The following is a 17,835-nucleotide window of genomic DNA, read 5'->3' as shown; positions in this document are numbered from 1 at the left end:
TGGACATAAGTGGCGCTTTTTCAGTCACAACCCGAAGGGCTGGGACTATTTTTGCGGCCGCCTGCGTTGTATGAAATACATCCCTGTATTTCACCGCTGCGCGGCCAGCTAAGCTGTTCAAATGCGTTCCAGACTCATTTGTCAATCACTTATGTAGGAAGGCTACACTGCGTGCTTTCCGCCTTGTCGGACACAAAAATAGCCGCCAGCAGTGGTGGATATGAAAGATCAACAAGCCCTAAAGAGATATCGGCTTTGATGCTTGGGCAGTTTCTTTTATAATTGGCGGGTTTCTTTTTACCCTAATTTTTTATTGGAGCAATCGCTTTATGAACCTTGACCGAGTCGGCCCAGGCAGCAATCTGCCTGTAGATATCAACGTTATTATCGAAATTCCTGCAAATGCCAATCCGGTTAAATATGAAGTTGATAAAGCTACTGGCGCGCTGTTTGTTGATCGTTTTATGAATACAGCCATGTTCTATCCGGCAAATTATGGCTATGTGCCGAATACTTTGTCTGATGATGGTGACCCGGTAGATGTATTGGTGGTGACGCCATTTCCATTAATTAACGGATGCGTGGTGGCATGCCGTCCGGTCGGTATGCTGAAAATGACCGATGAAAAGGGCGAAGATGCCAAAGTCGTTGCGGTTCCTCATGACAAAATGTATGACCATGTTAAAGACATCAACGATGTGCCGGAATTTTTGCTTAATCAGATTGCACATTTCTTTGAACACTACAAAGATTTGGAAAAGAACAAATGGGTTAAAATCGAAGGCTGGGCAGGAATTGATGCGGCCAAACAGGAAATTGTGGACAGCGTTTCACGTTACCAAAATGAAGCGAAATAATTATCATTGAATTGATAACTAAATCTGTTTTTGCACACGGCGAGCTGATGTATGTCAGTTCGCCGTTTGTCATTTTAAGACTGGAAAAATCATGACACAGATAATTGTTCAGGGACCTCAACTTACTCGGGAACTGGTCGGTGAAATTGCTGAAAAACTATCGGGGCAATGTCAATGGCAAGACAGTTATGCATTGATTGAAAATACCCAGCATGCAGATTTGTCGATGTTACGACAACAGTATGCTGTCGATATTAATGTCCTTCCCGCTGACTTTGAAACAAACGATTGCCGTTTGATAGTAATGGACATGGATTCGACCTTAATTACCATTGAATGTATCGATGAAATTGCGGACTTTATGAATCTTAAGCCTCAGGTTGCAGCGATTACGGAGGCAGCAATGCGCGGCGAGATCGATTTTGAAACGTCGCTTAAACAACGGGTAGCATTATTGAAAGGATTACCTGTTGATATGCTGGATCGGGTTTACAACGAACGCTTAATGCTCAATTCTGGTGCAGAATTAATGTTAAAAACTGTGCAACAGGCCGGAATAAAAACCGCACTGGTTTCAGGTGGATTTACTTTTTTTACTGATAAACTGAAAAAACGTCTGAATCTTGAATTCACACAGGCCAATGTACTGGAACATGAAAACGGTTATCTCACAGGTAATGTAACCGGTGATATTTGCGGTGCTCAGGCCAAAGCCGATTTTTTAATTAAATGCTGCGCCGAACTGAATATTGAAAAGCAGCAGGCAGTGGCGATTGGCGATGGTGCAAATGATCTGTTGATGATGGCTGAAGCGGGTATGAGCGTAGCTTATCATGCCAAACCCAAAGTGCAGGAAGCTGCCGATACAGCTTTGAATCACTGTGGTCTTGACGGTGTGTTGGGACTATTGCAACGACCTTAATCAAAGGCGTAATCTTGAATTAACTGCAGGTGCCCCCATCTGCTACAACTAACCAAATAAAGAGGTAACAACAATGGATATTATGGAGCGTATCAAGCAGGCGATTGAATCAAACCCGGTAATTCTGTTTATGAAGGGTACGCCTGAGTTTCCACAATGCGGATTTTCCAGTCGCTCATCACAGGCGCTGACTGCCTGTGGATCAGAATTTGCTTATGTTAATGTGCTGGCTGATCCGGAAGTTCGTGAAAATCTTCACCGATATGCTGACTGGCCGACTTTTCCTCAGCTGTACATCAATGGTGAATTAATTGGTGGATGTGACATTATTATGGAACTGTACGAAAATGGTGAACTCAAACAAATGGTTGAAGCAGCGAGTTGATTTTTGCCATGGCAGACAAACGTGATCAAGATTGGCAAGCTGAGCATGATTTTACGGTTGCGCCGTCTAAACCTGATTTAAAACAGCCTCCCAAATATCGGGTGATCATGATGAATGATGATTACACACCGATGGATTTTGTGGTGGAGGTTTTGGAAACCTTGTTTGATATGGGACGTGAACGTGCCACACGTACCATGCTGCAAGTGCACACAGAAGGACAGGCTTTATGCGGTATCTTTACTTTTGAGATCGCTGAGGCCAAAGTGGAACAAGTGAACAGTTATGCCCAAAGACATGGGCATCCATTACAGTGCACCATGGAACAGGAATGAGATGGCTGCAAAGATAATAGGCGGATAAGCAATATGCTGAGTAAAGAACTTGAACACACGCTTAGTCAGGCATTCAACTATGCTCGACAAAGGTCGCATGAGTTTTTGACGGTTGAACATCTATTATTAGCCTTGTTGGAAAATGGACAAGCGCTGGCAGTGCTCAAAGCTTGCGAGGTGGATATCAATACCCTGCGTCAGGATTTAACTGATTTTCTGGCCGATAATCTGCCCACATTGGCGGAAGACAGTGATCGTGAAACTCAGCCCACACTAGCTTTCCAACGCATTTTGCAACGTGCTGTAATGCATGTGCAGTCATCTGGTGGAGAAGAGGTTACGGGTGCCAATGTGTTGGTATCGATTTTCTCTGAACAGCAGTCTCAAGCAGTTTATTTACTACAGAAGCAGGATGTCAGTCGGCTGGATGTAGTTAATGCCATCAGCCACGGTGGTATCGAAAGTCTGGCCGAAGAACCCAAAAGTGAAAAAGTGGAAGTTAATGAGGGGACTTCCGAAAGTAAAAGCCCGTTGGCTCTTTATGCGACCAATCTTAATGCTGAAGCGAAGCTGGGTAGAATTGATCCGTTAATTGGTCGTGCACACGAAATTGAAAGAACGTTACAGGTGTTGTGCCGTCGCCGTAAAAATAACCCCTTGTTTGTTGGCGAAGCCGGAGTCGGTAAAACCGCACTGGCAGAAGGCCTAGCCAAACGTATTGTGGATGGCGACGTGCCAGAAGTGTTGGAACAGGCAGTGGTTTATTCACTGGATATGGGAGCGCTGGTGGCCGGTACCAAATATCGTGGTGATTTCGAAAAACGCCTGAAAGCGTTGTTACGCGAAATCAAACAGCAGGAGCATGCCATCCTTTTTATTGATGAAATTCATACCATGATTGGCGCGGGGAGTGCGGGTAACAGTGCGATGGATGCTGCCAATTTACTTAAGCCATTGCTGGCCAATGGTGAATTAAAATGCATTGGTTCAACTACTTATCAGGAATATCGTAATATTTTTGAACATGATCGTGCTTTGGCGCGACGTTTTCAGAAAATTGATGTGCCTGAACCATCCGTTGCTGAAACCATTGAAATTCTCAAAGGTTTAAAGCCTGGCTTGGAATCACACCACAATGTACGTTACTCCAATGCCGCAATTGAGCAGGCAGCAGAGCTGGCCGCCCGTCACATCAACGACCGTTATCTGCCGGATAAAGCGATAGATGTGTTGGATGAAGTTGGTGCTGCACAACGCATTCTGCCAAAGTCGAAACGTAAGAAAATGATTGGCATTCAGGATGTTCAGCAGATCGTTGCCAAGATTGCCCGTATTCCTGCCAAGACGGTTAGCAATGCAGATAAAGATAATCTACGTAATCTTGAACCGAACCTGAAACACGTTATTTTCGGTCAGGATGATGCGATTTCTGCATTAAGTTCAGCGATTAAAATGGCACGTTCCGGTTTGGGGCATCCTGAAAAACCGACTGGTGCTTTCCTGTTTGCAGGGCCAACCGGGGTAGGTAAAACAGAGGTCACCCGTCAGTTGGCGCATATCCTTGGGGTTGAACTGATCCGCTTCGATATGTCTGAATATATGGAACCTCATACGGTTTCCCGTCTGATTGGTGCTCCTCCAGGTTATGTGGGGTTTGATCAAGGTGGGTTATTAACCGATGCAGTTATCAAACAACCGCATGCTGTGTTGTTGTTGGATGAGATTGAAAAGGCTCACCCCGATGTCTTTAACCTGCTATTGCAAGTGATGGATCATGGAACGCTAACGGATAACAATGGCCGTAAAGCAGATTTCCGTCATGTCGTATTAGTAATGACCAGTAATGCGGGCGCCCAGGAAATGAGTCGCAGTTCAATTGGCTTTACCAAACAGGAGCATCATATGGATGGTACGGAAGCGCTGAAACGTGCTTTCTCGCCTGAATTCCGTAATCGTCTGGACGGTATTATTCAATTCCAGCCGCTGACGAAAGAGGCGATTCTGCGGGTTGCTGATAAAGCGGTGCTTGAACTGGAAATGCTGTTGCAGGATAAAAATGTGACCATCGAAATTGATAATGATGCACGTGAATGGCTGGCAGATCATGGTTACGATGTACAAATGGGTGCCAGACCAATGGCACGACTGGTACAGGAAAAAATCAAGCGTCCACTGGCTGATGAATTGTTATTTGGCAAACTCAGTGATGGTGGACATGTAAGAGTTATCCTGAAAGATAATGAACTGGTTCTGGATATCATAAAAGAAACAGAGTCTGTGTAACCCTAAACAAATGACCCGGTAGTGATTTACTACCGGGTTTTTTTATGTCTGTTATATTCCAGAATCCCAGCTTCGCCGGTGTTATATAACAGTAAGTTATTCACCTGTTTCACAAAATCTTCACATCTTTATATAGCAGATGTCGCTAACTCACTGATTAACATAGGCCTAGTCTTAAGTTGTTGAATATAAACATATATTTAAATTTGAGCATTTTTTGACCATTTTGTGCAGAGTGCTTAAATATGAACAGCTTAGCGACTAACTCCAAAGTTAAACACAGACTTATCCACAGAAAATGTGAGTAACTTTACCGTTTGATGACACAGCAAAAAGCAAGCCAAAACCTCAAAAAAATCTTTAGAGCTCTATGCCTTTTTGGGCCCGGATACCATCACGAAATGCATGTTTGACATCCTCAATGCGGCTGACAGTATCAGCCGCTTCAATGATGCTGTCTGGTGCTCCACGACCGGTAATAATCACGTGTTGCATTGCCGGACGTGCAGCTAAATCATCTATTACTTTATCTGCATCGAGATATTTCATTTTCAAGACAATATTTAGTTCATCTAGCAGAACCACGTTGATACTTTCATCCCGTAACATCGTTTTAACAATATCCCAGCCTGCTTCTGCGGAAGCTTTATCCTGTTCCAGATTTTGCGTATCCCAGGTAAACCCATCGCCAACCACATGATAACTGACCTGCTCAGGAAACCGACGATAAAAGGCTTCTTCACCTGTACTCATCGCCCCCTTAATAAATTGCACGATACCGACTTTCATATCATGGCCCAACGCTCTGGCAATCATGCCAAAACCGGATGAACTTTTACCTTTACCGTTGCCCGTTATACATAGCAGTAAACCTTTGTCTCTGGTCGCTTTCTGGATCTTTTGATCCACGACTTCCTTGTGGCGTTGCATGCGATTTTTGTGGCGTTGGCTTTTTTCAGAATCAGTCATAATTTTCCTAAAATAAAACAAAAAATATCAGTAACGCCATTTCCAGCAGTTCCACCATCGCACCGGCCGTATCGCCGGTAAACCCATTTAATCGACGCTCCATCAGGTAGCGTAGCAACAGAAAAATCAATAAGCCAAACAATAGGGCAAACAGACCGATACTAAATAAAGCCAATACACCGATGAAGAGCATCAACCGTCGGGTATGCAATGCAGATTGCTGTTGTTTGAGAATGCTGCCCAAACCATGGGGCCGCACATAGTCAGTGGTTAAAAATAATAATGGTAAAGCGGTGCGGGCCAATATTACAGACCAGATTAATGCCCAGCAGTTCTGCTGTGAGACTAAAACCGTCAGCATGACAAACTTGATCATTAGCACCAATAAGAGTGTCACCACCCCAATGGGGCCGGCTGCGGGGTCTTTCATTATCAATAACGTTTTTGCTGTATCGCCAACACCACCCAACCATGCATCAGCACTGTCAGCCAACCCATCGAGGTGTAGTGCCCCTGTCATAGTCACCCAGGCCGCTAATATCAGAATGGCAGAGACCATTGACAATTGACCGTTAAGGCTCCAGATCAACAGGCTTAAAACAATACCAATCAGTAAGCCAACCATTGGATAAAACAATAATGACCGGCCAATATCCTGTTTTGAAAATTCGCCCTGTAATCTAACGGGCAGGATAGTCAAGAACTGCAGGGCTATTAAAAAAGGTCTCATCCGTTGTTGGCTCCGGCGATAGCCGCTTCTTCAAACGTCGCCATTTGATTGTGCAAGGCACAGGCCATTCTTAATAAGGGTATAGCAACTGCGGCACCGCTGGCTTCGCCCAAGCGCATACCGAGGTTTATTAAAGGTTTTGCATCTAATGATTGCAGTATAGCGCTATGACCAGGTTCAGCACTATGGTGGCTGAACAGAAACCACTGCCGACTGCCAGGACAGATTTGTTCAGCACATAAAGCGGCCACGCTGCTGATAAAACCATCAATCACTACCGGCAGGCCGGTTTTGGCACAGTGCAGATAACTGCCGACCATTGCTGCTATTTCAAAGCCACCCAGATAACGCAATATAGCTAAGGGCGAATCCAAATGACTTTTATGCAATAGCAAAGCTTCTCTAATGATAGTTGCTTTATGAGAGACGCCTTCAGCATTAAGTCCGGTGCCTGGACCAGCCAACTGGCTGGCGGGTAGATTCAATAGCGCACAAGACATCGCACTGGCGGACGTGGTGTTCCCAATCCCCATATCGCCTGCAATATAAATCTGAATACCTTTCTGTAGGCAACATTCCACATTCTGTTGTCCAATCAGGATGGCTTGTTCACATTCTGCTTCGCTCATTGCGGCCTGTTGATGAAAGTTGGCGGTACCATGAGCAATTTTTTGATCCTGAACGCCTTTTATCGTTTCCAATTCAGTAACCGTACCGAGATTAATGACATCCAGCGAACTATTCAAATATTTTGTCAATACGCTGATTGCCGCGCCGCCAGAGGCAAAATTACGAATCATCGCAGCAGTAACAGATTGTGGGAAGGCCGAAATATTTTCCGCCATCACACCATGATCAGCGGCAAACACAGTGATATGTACATGATCGGCTTGTGGAATATTGCCTTGCAATGCCGCAAGGTGTACTGCAAGTTGCTCCAGTTGACCTAATGAGCCTGCTGGTTTGGTCAGTTGACCTTGTCGAGCTAGGGCTATTTCTGCAGATTTTTTATCAATTGCCTTTGGGGGTAAATTTAACCAGTTTTTGAAGTCGCTCATTCAGTTTCCTTTTAAGGTATGTGGTAAACCCGCTACAGTGAGGATGACATTATCCATTAGCGCGGCAAGTTGTTGATGCAGACGGCCGGCCTCATCACAAAAGCGTCGGGTCAATTCACCCATAGGTACAATGCCCATACTGGTTTCATTACTGACCAGAATGATTTCAGCTTCTAATGTCGGCAGGATTTTAAGTAATTGTTTGATTTCAATCGTTAATAACTTTTCATCATCGGCAAGCAGCAAATTGGTCAGCCATAAGGTCAGGCAATCCACCAAAATGCATTTATCTGCATCATCCTGTTGCTGCAATGTAGCGGCAAGATTGAATGGCACTTCGACAGTAGTCCAATGAGCAGGACGTTGCTGTTGATGCAATGCAATACGCTGCTGCATTTCACTGTCATCAGCGCGGGCCGTCGCCACATAGCAGACGTCTAATTTACTGTTGATAGCGCGTTGTTCGGCCAGTCGGCTTTTACCGGATTTTACGCCGCCGAGGATCAGGGTTTTAGCCATTTGCTGCCTTTAAAATAGTCAATAGTGCTGTGGTATCCATATGCTGTTCAACCATTTCTGCCAGTCGTTCAATATCTGCTTCACGCAAAGCATGATAATCCGGGCTGCTGACATTATTCAGTCCAGCCCATTGCAGCAAGGCATCACAGCTTGTTTTCTGTTCAAATAAACCATGCAGATAAGTGCCGACAATCAGTTGGTCTTCGCTAATCGCTCCATCCGGACCATGCGATAACTGTAGCAGTGGACGCAATAACGCTTTGCCTTCGCTGACACCGGCATGAATTTCGTAGCCACTGATGGCAGCGTTATTGAATAATAATTGTCCCTGATTTTGCCGTAATTGTTTCTCGGCATGCAGGGTAGTGTGCATATCCAGTAATCCTAGACCTTTTTTGCAAGTGCCAGGCAAACCTTCAACGCCGGTTGGATCATCAATCTGCTGACCCAGCATTTGAAAACCACCACAAATTCCCAACAGTTTGCCACCGTACCGCAGATGTTTTTGAATTGCTGCGGGCCAGCCTTGCTGTTCCAGCCATTGCAGATCGGCACTGACATGTTTGCTGCCCGGCAGAATGATCAAATCAGCTGGCGGTATCGGTGAATCCGGGCCGATAAATTGCAAATTTACGTTTGGGTGCAGGCGTAATGGATCCAGATCAGTATGATTACTGATACGTGGCATGACCGGCACAATAACATTCAATACATTTTCAGCTTTTTCCACCTGCGTAATATTAATCGCATCCTCAGCTTCCAGATGCAGCCCATGCAGATAGGGCAGCACACCTAAAACCGGTTTGCCAGTGCGTTGTTCCAGCCAGTCCAGACCGGATTGTAATAAGCTGATATCGCCTCTAAAACGATTAATCACAAAACCTTTAACACGCTGTTGCTCAGAAGCTGACAGAAGATCCAATGTGCCCACCAAGTGAGCAAAGACACCGCCACGATCAATATCTGCGACCAGGATAACCGGGCAATCTACCGCTTCTGCAAAGCCCATATTGGCAATGTCCCGATCGCGCAGATTGATCTCTGCCGGTGAGCCGGCACCTTCCACTATCACGACATCATATTGCTGCATCAGACGGGCATGCGATTCCAACACGGCGGTCATCGCGGTTTGTTTATAGTCGTGGTAAAAGCGGGCATCCATATTGGCAATGGCTTTGCCATGAATAATGACCTGAGCACCGGTATCACTGTTAGGTTTCAGTAAAACCGGATTCATATCGATATGCGGCGGCAGATTGCAGGCCTGAGCCTGAACGGCCTGAGCACGACCAATTTCACCACCATCTGCTGTAACAGCACTATTCAGCGCCATATTCTGCGGTTTAAAGGGCGCAACAGAATAATCCTGTTTCACCAGCCAACGACATAACGCCGTCACCAGTGTGCTTTTACCGGCATCTGAGGTGGTGCCTTGTATCATCAGGGTTTTAGCAGTCATGATTGCATAAACTGCTGCAGAGCGGTTTCCAGTCGCAACCAGTCCTGTTCGGATGCTGGTAAGCCAAACCTTAGGGCTGCTGGGCTATCGAATAAGCGACAAAGAATGCCTTGCTGGGCTAGTTGATGATGAATGTTAGGAGCGTTATTAGTTTTTACCCATTGAAACAAGGAACAACCGCCGCTCGGGGGGAGAAGATATTGACCGAGCAGATCAGCCAATCGTTGTGCGTGTTGAGGTAAATACTGACGGGATTGCTGATGCCAGTTGTTATCGGCTAATGCCTGAGAGGCAATCCACCTCGAAACCGAGGCAATAGGCCAGGGACCAGATTTTTCGGCGATTTGCTTTAACAAATCAGGGTGTGTGATCACAAACCCGACTCTTACACCGGCCAGGCCAAAAAACTTTCCCAGCGACCGTAAAATGATTAATCCATGCTGGCAGGGGAGTGGTGCCAGACTTTGCTCTGGTGTGATATCAAGAAACGCCTCATCGACGATCACCCAGCCATTACGCATTTGCAAACGTTGCAGCCAGTTCAACAATCGTTGTCTATCAAACGTTTCACCGCTCGGATTATTCGGGTGAATAACAATCACCACATCAAACATATCAATCTGTTGATCCAGCTCAAAACTTTCCAGCGCGACCACTTCATGACCGGCTTGCTGCCAGCAATGGCGATGTTCCTCGTAAGCTGGCGAAAGGATAGCGACGCGACAAGCGGATCTTAATGTTGGTAAGATTTGTATAGCAGCTTGCGATCCGGCAACTGGCAGAATATGTTCACATTGATAATACGTTTTAGCCTGATCGATTAAAGCATCTTCGTTTTCAGGCAGCCTTGTCCAAAGTTCTGCCGGGATCTGTTCTGGAACGGGCCAGCCGTTTGGGTTGATACCAGTAGATAAATCCAGCCAATCCTTGGGAGCGATACCATATTGTTTGGCATAAGCGTGAATTCGACCGCCGTGATTAAGCATAAATGATCCCCGTAACAATCCCTATAACGGAAAGCCATAACAACACACTGTTAGACACTAATCTTAGAGCACGCCCAATATCGTTTGCTTCAGCAATATTTGATGTGCCGAGCAGGGGACGTTGATGCCATTCGCCGTGATAACAGGCGACCCCACCGAGTTGAACATCCAAAGCGCCCGCACCACTGGCCATTACCGGGCCGGCATTTGGGCTGTCCCATAATGGTGCTTGCTGATTCCAGCAACTCAATGCCTTTCGCGTATTGCCAAGCAGGGCATAACTTAAAGCGGTCAGTCGGGCGGGCACAAAGTTTAATAAATCATCCAACCGAGCGGCCGTTTTACCAAAATAGAAAAATCGTGGGATACGATAGCCCCACATGGCATCCAGCGTATTGACCAGGCGGTAGGCGACCGCTCCGGCTGCACCACCGATAACAAACCAGAAAAGCGCACCAAAAACGGCGTCGTTACCATTTTCCAGCACGGATTCAATGGTCGCTTTATTGACATCAATATGCTCTTTATCCCGACTGACAATTCGGCTGGTCAATGTTCTGGCATGTTCGAGATCGCCTTGTTGCATGGCGTGCAGAATAGGCCGGGCATGATCAAACAGACTGCGATGACCCAGACACAGCGTTAACAGCGCAACGGAAAACAAGGCGCCCCAGAACGGAATCTGGCTGATCAAATAAGTAATAATAGTAATAGGAACAACACAAATTACCAATGCCAGCATGCCGGCAAAAAACTGAAGAAATCGATGCTGATTGGCGTGATTAAAACCTGCTTCGATTTTATTAACCAAAGTGCCAAAACCGACCAGAGGATGTAACCGTTTTGGTTCACCGGCAAACCAGTCAATGATCAAAGCACTGAGCATGATAATAAAGGTCATGTTTTGGTTTTGTTTTCCCAGCGGTTTTCAAAGATAAGCTCATCCAGAGGCTGACGTTGTCGCCAGTTTTCCTGCTCCAGCATGGGCTGTTGGTAAAAATCATCAACATGACCCAGACACAGAATCGCCACCGGGCAGGCACCATCAGGAATCCCCAGTAAATCGGCCAATTGTTTGGGATCAAATAAGGAGACCCAGCCCATACCCAATCCTTCGGCACGCGCAGCCAGCCACATATTCTGAATGGCACACGATACCGATGCCAGATCCATTTCCGGCAGGGTACGCCGACCAAAAACATGCGACTCCCGTTTATCCATCAACGAAACAACCAGCACTTCGGCGCAATCCTTGATGCCTTCGACTTTCAGCTGCAGAAATTCCGACTCACGTTCACCCAACGCTTTAGCAGTCAAAACTCTTTCGTTTTCAACGATTTGATGGATAGCGTTACGGATGCCGGTATCGGTAATCCGAATCACCCGCCAAGGCTGCATCAGTCCTACGCTGGGAGCCTGCCAGGCTGCTTCAAATAGTCGTTGCAGAATATCCTGGTCAATGGGATCAGCAATAAAATGGCGCATATCCCGACGCTCACCAATGGCGCGATAAACCGCATCACGATCCTGCTCATTAAAACGGTATTTATCCAGACTCATGGGGTAAACCAGAGGGCAATGAGTTCAGGGGCTGACGGAAAATAAAAGTGGATATAGCTGGCGGTCAGGCGTTGTTGCTGAAACACGGCTTCACTGACATTATTGCCATTCGGGCATTCAGCATAGACGATGGCCTCAGGCTGATTTTCCAACAAGGAATGGTGGTAGGTATGCCCACGTAAAGTGTGATTATCAAGAGTGACTTGTTGTAAAGCCAAGGCTGTCAGTCTGGCTTGTAGTTTGGCATCAGCTGCCAGCACGCCACACATTTCAGCTTGTTGGCCATGCTTATCGGTTAATGTACGGCACAAATACAGCATGCCACCACATTCAGCCACAACCGGTTTATTGGCATTAATGTGTTCACATATCGCCTGACGCATCGACATATTTTGACTGAGTGTTTCCAGATGCAGTTCAGGGTAACCACCAGACAGATAAAGGCTATCCACCTCAGGCAGCGTTGTATCCGATAACGGTGAAAAAAATATCAGCTCAGCACCCAACGCGGTTAAACAATCCAGATTTGCCTGATAAACAAAGGCAAACGCTGCATCCTTGGCCACGCCGATGCGAATAGCTTTTAACTGTGGCGATAAATGTTCGACAGGAGCGCTGTCTAGTTTGATTTGCGGTAAAACAAAGTTGGGATCGAGCTGAATGTTATCTGCCAGTCTGTCCAGACGCTCACTCAAATCCGTGAGTTCATCAGCCTGAACCAAACCCAGATAACGGCTGGGCAGGCTTTCAGTTTGACGAGACATAGTAGCAAGGCAGGGCAGATCGTCAGGTAAATCAGATGTAAGCATTTCAGCATGTCTGGCACTGCCCACACGATTGGCCAGAACGCCAGTCAACGTCACATCCTGACGAAAGTGGGCTAAGCCGAACGCTAAAGCGGCGAATGTTTGTGCCATGGCACTGGCATCAATCACCGCTAACACCGGGATTCCTAAATTGGCGGCCAGATCAGCTGTGGAGGGAGCGCCATCAAATAAGCCCATCACCCCTTCAATCAGAATGATATCTGCCTGTTTGGCGGCGTCGGCAATCAATTGTCTGGAGTGAGTTTCACCCACCATCCATAAATCAACTTGATAAACCGGATGACCTGATGCAAAAGACAATATCATTGGGTCCAGAAAGTCTGGACCCACTTTGAAAATTCGGACCTGTTTACCCTGACGTCGATAATGCCACGCCAAGGTCGCGGTAACGGTTGTTTTACCTTGACCTGAGGCGGGGGCAGCAATAATCAGCGCAGCGCAGGTTTGCTGCTGCTTTGACATTAACGTAGCTGATTACTGCGCTGGCTCAAATTCGCAAAACGGAAGCTGATCTGAATCACCGCGGCAATGGCGATGTAAAAGCTTAATTTACTCAGGTTGCCAGGATAGGACTGGACAAACCGGGTCAGATACTCAGCCATGTTTGGGTCGATATAACGACCTGAAAACCAGTAAAAACCACCGCCACTGAACAGGCCGGCAACTGCAGTAACCGTCACCAGCGTCATCACCAGTGTAAACAGAGCAGTCCAGTTAAATTGGTATCTGGATTGAAACCAGCGACCTGCCAGCCACAAACTGCCATATGCGGGTAACATAAAGCCATAGGCGGGCGAGACACAGAAATTACTGGCGCCACCTATATATACCGACATTAAATCCAGCACAACAGCCAGACCTAAAAAAGCCGGAAACCACAATTTTGAAGCCAGATAAAATCCGGCGAGCAGAAATACTGCCCAGGAGGCGCTGGGTAAAACATTGATATCGGCGAAATGATGACCACGAGTCATCACCATTAAAAAAGCAAGAAGCGCAGCCACGATCAGTTGCTGACGTTGAGACAATAACGACATTGAGGTTCTCCGATGTGCTCACCCGCACAACTTGGTTAATAGCATTTTCGGTCAACAGACCAGGATATTTCAGGCCGGTCTCCGGACTCATGAGCGGTGCTATCACCGGTTGAACACCTTCCCGTAATAGATACAGTGGCTAACGTTCAATCTGAACTCATTTACCGTTGCGGGGGCAGTGTCGGGTTTATCTATAAATCTGATGCACCGACTTCCCGTTTCATCACTTTCGCGACACCTGAAACTGCCGACAGAATAAGGATTAGCAAGCTATATTGTCAATTTGGAAATCATTTATTGCCCTTATCAGGTTTGACGATAAGCCAAGGGGGATTTAAGATGCGCGCCTCTTCAGGTGCTTTGATATCCATCAGAGTTAAACGGGAAGTTGGTGAAAAACCAACACTGCCCCCGCAACGGTAAACGTTGAAAATGCATCCAATCAGCCACTGCGATTAATCGTGGGAAGGCGGATGTACTGGCGCAAGCCACAACGTGAGTCCGGAGACCGGCCTGAAGTTCATCACAACCAACGTGTGTTGTGTGACTTTATTAATCCGGATCGCGGGTGAGCGTATCCCTAGGAGACAATATGAAACCTTCAACAAAGGCCACGCCTTTGCGTGTCTGTGCACGTCTGACCTTAGCTGCACTGGCTACTTCTACCTTCTCTGTTGCAGCTTTGGCTGAACAGGAATCTCTTGATGCAATGACGATTACCGCTAATCGGATGCCAACGGAAAATGCGTTGGCACCCAATACCGTTATTACTCGTGCGGATATTGATCGTTTGCAGATTAATGATTTACCAACTTTGCTTTCGCGTTATCCAGGTATTGATATGGTAAAAAACGGTGGTCTTGGAAAGGCCAGTAGTTTATTCATACGAGGTACAAGTAACAGGCATGTACTTGTTTTAGTGGATGGCGTGAAGTGGCAGTCTGCTACAACAGGTTCCACAGCGTTACAGGACTTTCCTGTGGAACAAATTGAACGTATTGAAATAGTTCGTGGACCTCGTTCAGGTATTTATGGTTCTGAGGCGATAGGTGGTGTGATTCAGATTTTTACTCGTAAAGGCAAACCGGGTGAGACCAAGCCTTATTTTTCCGCCGGCCTAGGAAGTAAAAATACTCAAAAAGCAACCGCAGGTGTACGTGGTGGTAATGATGATACCCAATACAACTTCTCATATAGTTATCTGACATCTAATGGCATTGATGCATTGGATGGCGATGAATCAACATCAGATCATGATGGCTACCAAAATAAAAATCTTGCATTAAACGTTTCCCACAAACTTAGTGAAAAGTGGTTGGTTGGTGCTAACTTAATTCATGCGAGCACCTATAACGAATATGATGGAATGGAACCTATTTATTCTGACAATATTCAACAGGTTATGGGAATAAATAGTCAGTTAAAAGTTAATGATGTGTGGTTAATGTCTTTTGTTTTAGGAGAGTCTCGCGACAGGTCATTAATTGTTGAGCAAGGCATTAATGGTTCTCGCTACGATACCAAGCATCGTTTTGCTAGTTGGACAAATACATTAACACTATCCAATAGTCACAAGTTGAACTTAGGAGTCGATTACGATCACGATAAAATTGAGTCTGCTCGTGTGTTTGGAGGGGATTACGGTGAAACAAGCCGAGATAATAAAGCAGCTTTCGTAAGTTGGCAGGCCAAAGCCAACCGACATGAATGGTTGTTGAGTGCTCGCTACGACGATAATGAAGCTTTTGGAAGTGAAAATACTGGAACTGCGGACTATGGATATTGGTTATCCGAAGAAATTCAATTTATAGCCAATGCTGGCACAGGATTCAAAGTTCCGACATTCAATGATCTTTATTACCCAGTTTCTGCATTTTCATTTGGTAATCCTAATGTAAAATCTGAGAGATCTACATCGTATGGCTTGGGCGTTAAAGGTGAACACGTCTGGGGCTCTTGGGCTTTAAACACTTATAAAACCAAGATTAAAGATTTAATTAACTGGGCTGCCGTTGATCCAACTAATCCATTTAGCGCGATCACCCCTTCGAATATTGATGAGGCTAAAATCAAAGGAATTGAGTTTGAATTTAACACATCCATAGCAGACTGGTTGATAACCTTTGACGCTTCAGTTTTGCAACCTGATGATGCCAATACGGATAATGTCTTACCCCGACGTTCTAAGCGTTTAGCAAACTTGCATATAGATAAGCAATGGAATAAATGGGGCACTGGTGCTAGTTGGAAACTAAGAGATCATTCATACAATGATGTAGATAATACTCAACGACTGAGTGGTTATGGATTACTAGATTTACGAGTTTCTTACAATATCTCAAATGAATGGCTGGTGAGATTGACTGGGCAAAACATGCTCAACAAAGATTACATAACAACAGCCCAAACTTTTGGTGATTTCTATAATTACAATAATGAAGGGCGAGCTGTGATGTTATCTGTTCATTATCAACCTTAAGTAAGTCTCTGAAATGACGCTCGGCTGAAACTGGCTGAGCGTTAATCCCTAAATTTTTATTTATTCCAATATTAACTCGCCGTTGCATATTATTTTTGATCCATTTTGTAATTTAATAAGAAGCAATATGGATAAAGCTGGTCAGTAATACAGCTTATCTTTTAGAATGGCAGGATTTTCCAGCTATTTCAGAGTTGTCATGACCGATCTTAAAGATAAAGGTTTTGCCACCCGTGCGGTACGTGCCGGACAGGTAAGAACGCCCGAAGGCGAACATTCAGAACCGATTTTCCCAACTTCCAGTTTTGTGTTTGATAGTGCAGAACAGGCGGCAGCAAGGTTTGGCGGTGATGAACCTGGCAATATCTATTCGCGCTTTAGTAATCCAACTGTCCGTACTTTTGAGCAACGTTTAGCGTCTCTGGAACAAGGCGAATCCTGTGTAGCAACGGCTTCAGGAATGTCTGCTATTCTGGCCACCTTTATGGGATTATGCGCTGCGGGTGATCATATTGTGTCGTCACGCAGTGTATTTGGTACCACCCGGGTTTTGTTTGATAAATACCTCAGCAAGTTCGGTTTGCAGACGGACTATGTACCGTTAACCGATTTGACTGCCTGGGAAGCGGCAATCAAGCCCAATACCAAAGCGTTATTTTTGGAAACACCTTCCAATCCACTCAATGAAATTGCTGATTTAGCTGCTTTATCGACTTTGGCTAAGCAGCATGACTGTCTGTTAATTGTAGATAACTGTTTCTGTACGCCGGCTTTGCAGCTACCGTTATTATTCGGTGCCGATATCGTCATTCACTCGGCGACCAAATATATAGATGGGCAAGGACGCTGCGTGGGTGGTGCGGTAGTCGGTGATGCACAACGGGTTGGAGAAGATGTTTTCGGTTTTCTGCGTACGGCGGGTCCAACCATGAGTGCATTTAATGCCTGGACTTTCCTGAAAGGGCTGGAAACGCTGGATTTACGCATGAAAGCGCATTCAGCCAATGCCAATCAACTGGCCCATTGGCTGCAGCAGCAGAAACAGGTTATTCAGGTGTTTTATGCGGGGCTCGAGTCGCATCCAGGTCATCAGTTGGCTAAACAGCAACAATCTGATTTTGGTGGCATTATCGCCTTTGAGGTAGAAGGAGGACAGAAAGCTGCCTGGAAATTGATTAATGCAGCACAATTTATTTCGATTACTGCCAATTTAGGGGATACCAAAACCACTATTACCCATCCGGCTACCACCACGCATGGCCGTTTGTCAGTGGAAGCGCGCGCTGAGTCAGGTATCAGCGATGGCATGATACGCTTGTCAGTTGGTTTGGAAAATGTAGAAGATATTCAAGCAGATATACAACGTGGGTTGGATCTGCTTTAAGCTCGGCAAGCAAATAACTGAACTAACGGCATAAAACCTGCATAT

17 protein-coding genes and 2 riboswitches are annotated in these 17,835 nt (G+C 45.8%); of the genes, 7 read left to right on the top strand and 10 right to left on the bottom strand.

From position 1 onward, the window contains the following. The first annotated feature begins 329 nt into the window (after nucleotides 1-329). The 5 genes from ppa (at nucleotide 330) to clpA (ending at nucleotide 4,782) form a co-directional block, all read left to right on the top strand. The gene (gene ppa / locus Q7A_RS10965; RefSeq protein ID WP_014707425.1) at nucleotides 330-857 is read left to right on the top strand and encodes an inorganic diphosphatase; all 528 of its coding nucleotides are present in this window, start codon (nucleotides 330-332) and stop codon (nucleotides 855-857) included. A 91-nt stretch (nucleotides 858-948) separates the two neighbouring features. After that, nucleotides 949-1,779 (top strand): phosphoserine phosphatase SerB, encoded by an 831-nt coding sequence (gene serB, locus Q7A_RS10960; protein WP_014707424.1) that lies wholly within the window; start codon nucleotides 949-951, stop codon nucleotides 1,777-1,779. Nucleotides 1,780-1,852: 73 nt separating this feature from the next. After that, the gene (grxD, locus tag Q7A_RS10955; RefSeq protein WP_014707423.1) at nucleotides 1,853-2,164 is read left to right on the top strand and encodes a Grx4 family monothiol glutaredoxin; all 312 of its coding nucleotides are present in this window, start codon (nucleotides 1,853-1,855) and stop codon (nucleotides 2,162-2,164) included. Nucleotides 2,165-2,172: 8 nt separating this feature from the next. After that, nucleotides 2,173-2,499, top strand: a complete 327-nt coding sequence (gene clpS / locus Q7A_RS10950) for an ATP-dependent Clp protease adapter ClpS (RefSeq protein WP_041355176.1) — start codon at nucleotides 2,173-2,175, stop codon at nucleotides 2,497-2,499. 33 nt (nucleotides 2,500-2,532) lie between these two features. Continuing rightward, a complete protein-coding gene (clpA, locus tag Q7A_RS10945; protein WP_014707421.1) occupies nucleotides 2,533-4,782 on the top strand; it encodes an ATP-dependent Clp protease ATP-binding subunit ClpA in 2,250 nt (749 codons plus the stop codon). Between the two features lie 360 nt (nucleotides 4,783-5,142). On the opposite strand, the gene cobO is transcribed toward clpA, so the two are convergent. Genes cobO through Q7A_RS10895 form a run of 10 tightly spaced genes read right to left on the bottom strand, consistent with a single transcriptional unit; the run spans nucleotide 5,143 to nucleotide 13,927 of the window. Beyond that, a complete protein-coding gene (gene cobO, locus Q7A_RS10940; protein WP_014707420.1) occupies nucleotides 5,143-5,751 on the bottom strand; it encodes a cob(I)yrinic acid a,c-diamide adenosyltransferase in 609 nt (202 codons plus the stop codon). A 7-nt stretch (nucleotides 5,752-5,758) separates the two neighbouring features. Continuing rightward, complete coding sequence (locus Q7A_RS10935) at nucleotides 5,759-6,481, bottom strand: adenosylcobinamide-GDP ribazoletransferase (protein ID WP_014707419.1); 723 nt, start codon at nucleotides 6,479-6,481, stop codon at nucleotides 5,759-5,761. After that, the gene (gene cobT / locus Q7A_RS10930) at nucleotides 6,478-7,539 is read right to left on the bottom strand and encodes a nicotinate-nucleotide--dimethylbenzimidazole phosphoribosyltransferase (RefSeq protein ID WP_014707418.1); all 1,062 of its coding nucleotides are present in this window, start codon (nucleotides 7,537-7,539) and stop codon (nucleotides 6,478-6,480) included. The genes Q7A_RS10935 and cobT overlap by 4 nt, the downstream gene beginning before the upstream one ends. Next, nucleotides 7,540-8,058 (bottom strand): bifunctional adenosylcobinamide kinase/adenosylcobinamide-phosphate guanylyltransferase, encoded by a 519-nt coding sequence (gene cobU, locus Q7A_RS10925; RefSeq protein WP_014707417.1) that lies wholly within the window; start codon nucleotides 8,056-8,058, stop codon nucleotides 7,540-7,542. Continuing rightward, nucleotides 8,051-9,517 (bottom strand): cobyric acid synthase, encoded by a 1,467-nt coding sequence (locus Q7A_RS10920; protein ID WP_014707416.1) that lies wholly within the window; start codon nucleotides 9,515-9,517, stop codon nucleotides 8,051-8,053. The genes cobU and Q7A_RS10920 overlap by 8 nt, the downstream gene beginning before the upstream one ends. Then, on the bottom strand, nucleotides 9,514-10,503 hold the full coding sequence (gene cobD, locus Q7A_RS10915) for a threonine-phosphate decarboxylase CobD (RefSeq protein WP_014707415.1): 990 nt from the start codon (nucleotides 10,501-10,503) through the stop codon (nucleotides 9,514-9,516). Before cobD ends, Q7A_RS10920 begins: the two co-directional genes overlap by 4 nt. After that, nucleotides 10,496-11,404 carry an adenosylcobinamide-phosphate synthase CbiB gene (gene cbiB, locus Q7A_RS10910; RefSeq protein ID WP_014707414.1) on the bottom strand — a complete coding sequence of 303 codons (909 nt, stop codon included), beginning with the start codon at nucleotides 11,402-11,404 and terminating at the stop codon, nucleotides 10,496-10,498. Before cbiB ends, cobD begins: the two co-directional genes overlap by 8 nt. Continuing rightward, entirely contained in the window at nucleotides 11,401-12,063 is a 663-nt protein-coding gene (gene bluB, locus Q7A_RS10905) for a 5,6-dimethylbenzimidazole synthase (protein WP_014707413.1), read from the bottom strand. The genes cbiB and bluB overlap by 4 nt, the downstream gene beginning before the upstream one ends. Then, a complete protein-coding gene (locus Q7A_RS10900) occupies nucleotides 12,060-13,352 on the bottom strand; it encodes a cobyrinate a,c-diamide synthase (RefSeq protein ID WP_014707412.1) in 1,293 nt (430 codons plus the stop codon). The genes bluB and Q7A_RS10900 overlap by 4 nt, the downstream gene beginning before the upstream one ends. Then, the gene (locus Q7A_RS10895; RefSeq protein WP_014707411.1) at nucleotides 13,352-13,927 is read right to left on the bottom strand and encodes a hypothetical protein; all 576 of its coding nucleotides are present in this window, start codon (nucleotides 13,925-13,927) and stop codon (nucleotides 13,352-13,354) included. Before Q7A_RS10895 ends, Q7A_RS10900 begins: the two co-directional genes overlap by 1 nt. 55 nt (nucleotides 13,928-13,982) lie before the next feature. After that, a riboswitch (cobalamin riboswitch) is annotated at nucleotides 13,983-14,184 on the bottom strand. 79 nt (nucleotides 14,185-14,263) lie between these two features. Continuing rightward, nucleotides 14,264-14,458, top strand: a riboswitch (cobalamin riboswitch). 61 nt (nucleotides 14,459-14,519) lie between these two features. On the opposite strand from Q7A_RS10895, the gene Q7A_RS10890 reads away from it, so the two are divergent. Both Q7A_RS10890 and Q7A_RS10885 read left to right on the top strand, forming a co-directional pair. Then, the gene (locus Q7A_RS10890) at nucleotides 14,520-16,406 is read left to right on the top strand and encodes a TonB-dependent receptor domain-containing protein (protein WP_014707410.1); all 1,887 of its coding nucleotides are present in this window, start codon (nucleotides 14,520-14,522) and stop codon (nucleotides 16,404-16,406) included. 199 nt (nucleotides 16,407-16,605) lie between these two features. Further along, nucleotides 16,606-17,790, top strand: a complete 1,185-nt coding sequence (locus Q7A_RS10885) for an O-succinylhomoserine sulfhydrylase (protein ID WP_041355172.1) — start codon at nucleotides 16,606-16,608, stop codon at nucleotides 17,788-17,790. Nucleotides 17,791-17,835: the final 45 nt, after the last annotated feature.

Source organism: Methylophaga nitratireducenticrescens, assembly GCF_000260985.4.
Taxonomy (GTDB): domain Bacteria; phylum Pseudomonadota; class Gammaproteobacteria; order Nitrosococcales; family Methylophagaceae; genus Methylophaga; species Methylophaga nitratireducenticrescens.
This window is presented reverse-complemented; position numbering and strand designations above follow the sequence as displayed.

What these genes read in the sequence shown, in the direction of transcription:
- cobT (WP_014707418.1), bottom strand. Translation starts at nt 7,539, where the DNA reads ATGAGCGACTTCAAAAACTGGTTAAATTTACCCCCAAAGGCAATTGAT.
- grxD (WP_014707423.1), top strand. Translation starts at nt 1,853, where the DNA reads ATGGATATTATGGAGCGTATCAAGCAGGCGATTGAATCAAACCCGGTA.
- Q7A_RS10885 (WP_041355172.1), top strand. Translation starts at nt 16,606, where the DNA reads ATGACCGATCTTAAAGATAAAGGTTTTGCCACCCGTGCGGTACGTGCC.
- Q7A_RS10935 (WP_014707419.1), bottom strand. Translation starts at nt 6,481, where the DNA reads ATGAGACCTTTTTTAATAGCCCTGCAGTTCTTGACTATCCTGCCCGTT.
- serB (WP_014707424.1), top strand. Translation starts at nt 949, where the DNA reads ATGACACAGATAATTGTTCAGGGACCTCAACTTACTCGGGAACTGGTC.
- cobO (WP_014707420.1), bottom strand. Translation starts at nt 5,751, where the DNA reads ATGACTGATTCTGAAAAAAGCCAACGCCACAAAAATCGCATGCAACGC.
- clpS (WP_041355176.1), top strand. Translation starts at nt 2,173, where the DNA reads ATGGCAGACAAACGTGATCAAGATTGGCAAGCTGAGCATGATTTTACG.
- cbiB (WP_014707414.1), bottom strand. Translation starts at nt 11,404, where the DNA reads ATGACCTTTATTATCATGCTCAGTGCTTTGATCATTGACTGGTTTGCC.
- cobD (WP_014707415.1), bottom strand. Translation starts at nt 10,503, where the DNA reads ATGCTTAATCACGGCGGTCGAATTCACGCTTATGCCAAACAATATGGT.
- Q7A_RS10900 (WP_014707412.1), bottom strand. Translation starts at nt 13,352, where the DNA reads ATGTCAAAGCAGCAGCAAACCTGCGCTGCGCTGATTATTGCTGCCCCC.
- Q7A_RS10895 (WP_014707411.1), bottom strand. Translation starts at nt 13,927, where the DNA reads ATGTCGTTATTGTCTCAACGTCAGCAACTGATCGTGGCTGCGCTTCTT.
- bluB (WP_014707413.1), bottom strand. Translation starts at nt 12,063, where the DNA reads ATGAGTCTGGATAAATACCGTTTTAATGAGCAGGATCGTGATGCGGTT.
- Q7A_RS10890 (WP_014707410.1), top strand. Translation starts at nt 14,520, where the DNA reads ATGAAACCTTCAACAAAGGCCACGCCTTTGCGTGTCTGTGCACGTCTG.
- clpA (WP_014707421.1), top strand. Translation starts at nt 2,533, where the DNA reads ATGCTGAGTAAAGAACTTGAACACACGCTTAGTCAGGCATTCAACTAT.
- ppa (WP_014707425.1), top strand. Translation starts at nt 330, where the DNA reads ATGAACCTTGACCGAGTCGGCCCAGGCAGCAATCTGCCTGTAGATATC.
- cobU (WP_014707417.1), bottom strand. Translation starts at nt 8,058, where the DNA reads ATGGCTAAAACCCTGATCCTCGGCGGCGTAAAATCCGGTAAAAGCCGA.
- Q7A_RS10920 (WP_014707416.1), bottom strand. Translation starts at nt 9,517, where the DNA reads ATGACTGCTAAAACCCTGATGATACAAGGCACCACCTCAGATGCCGGT.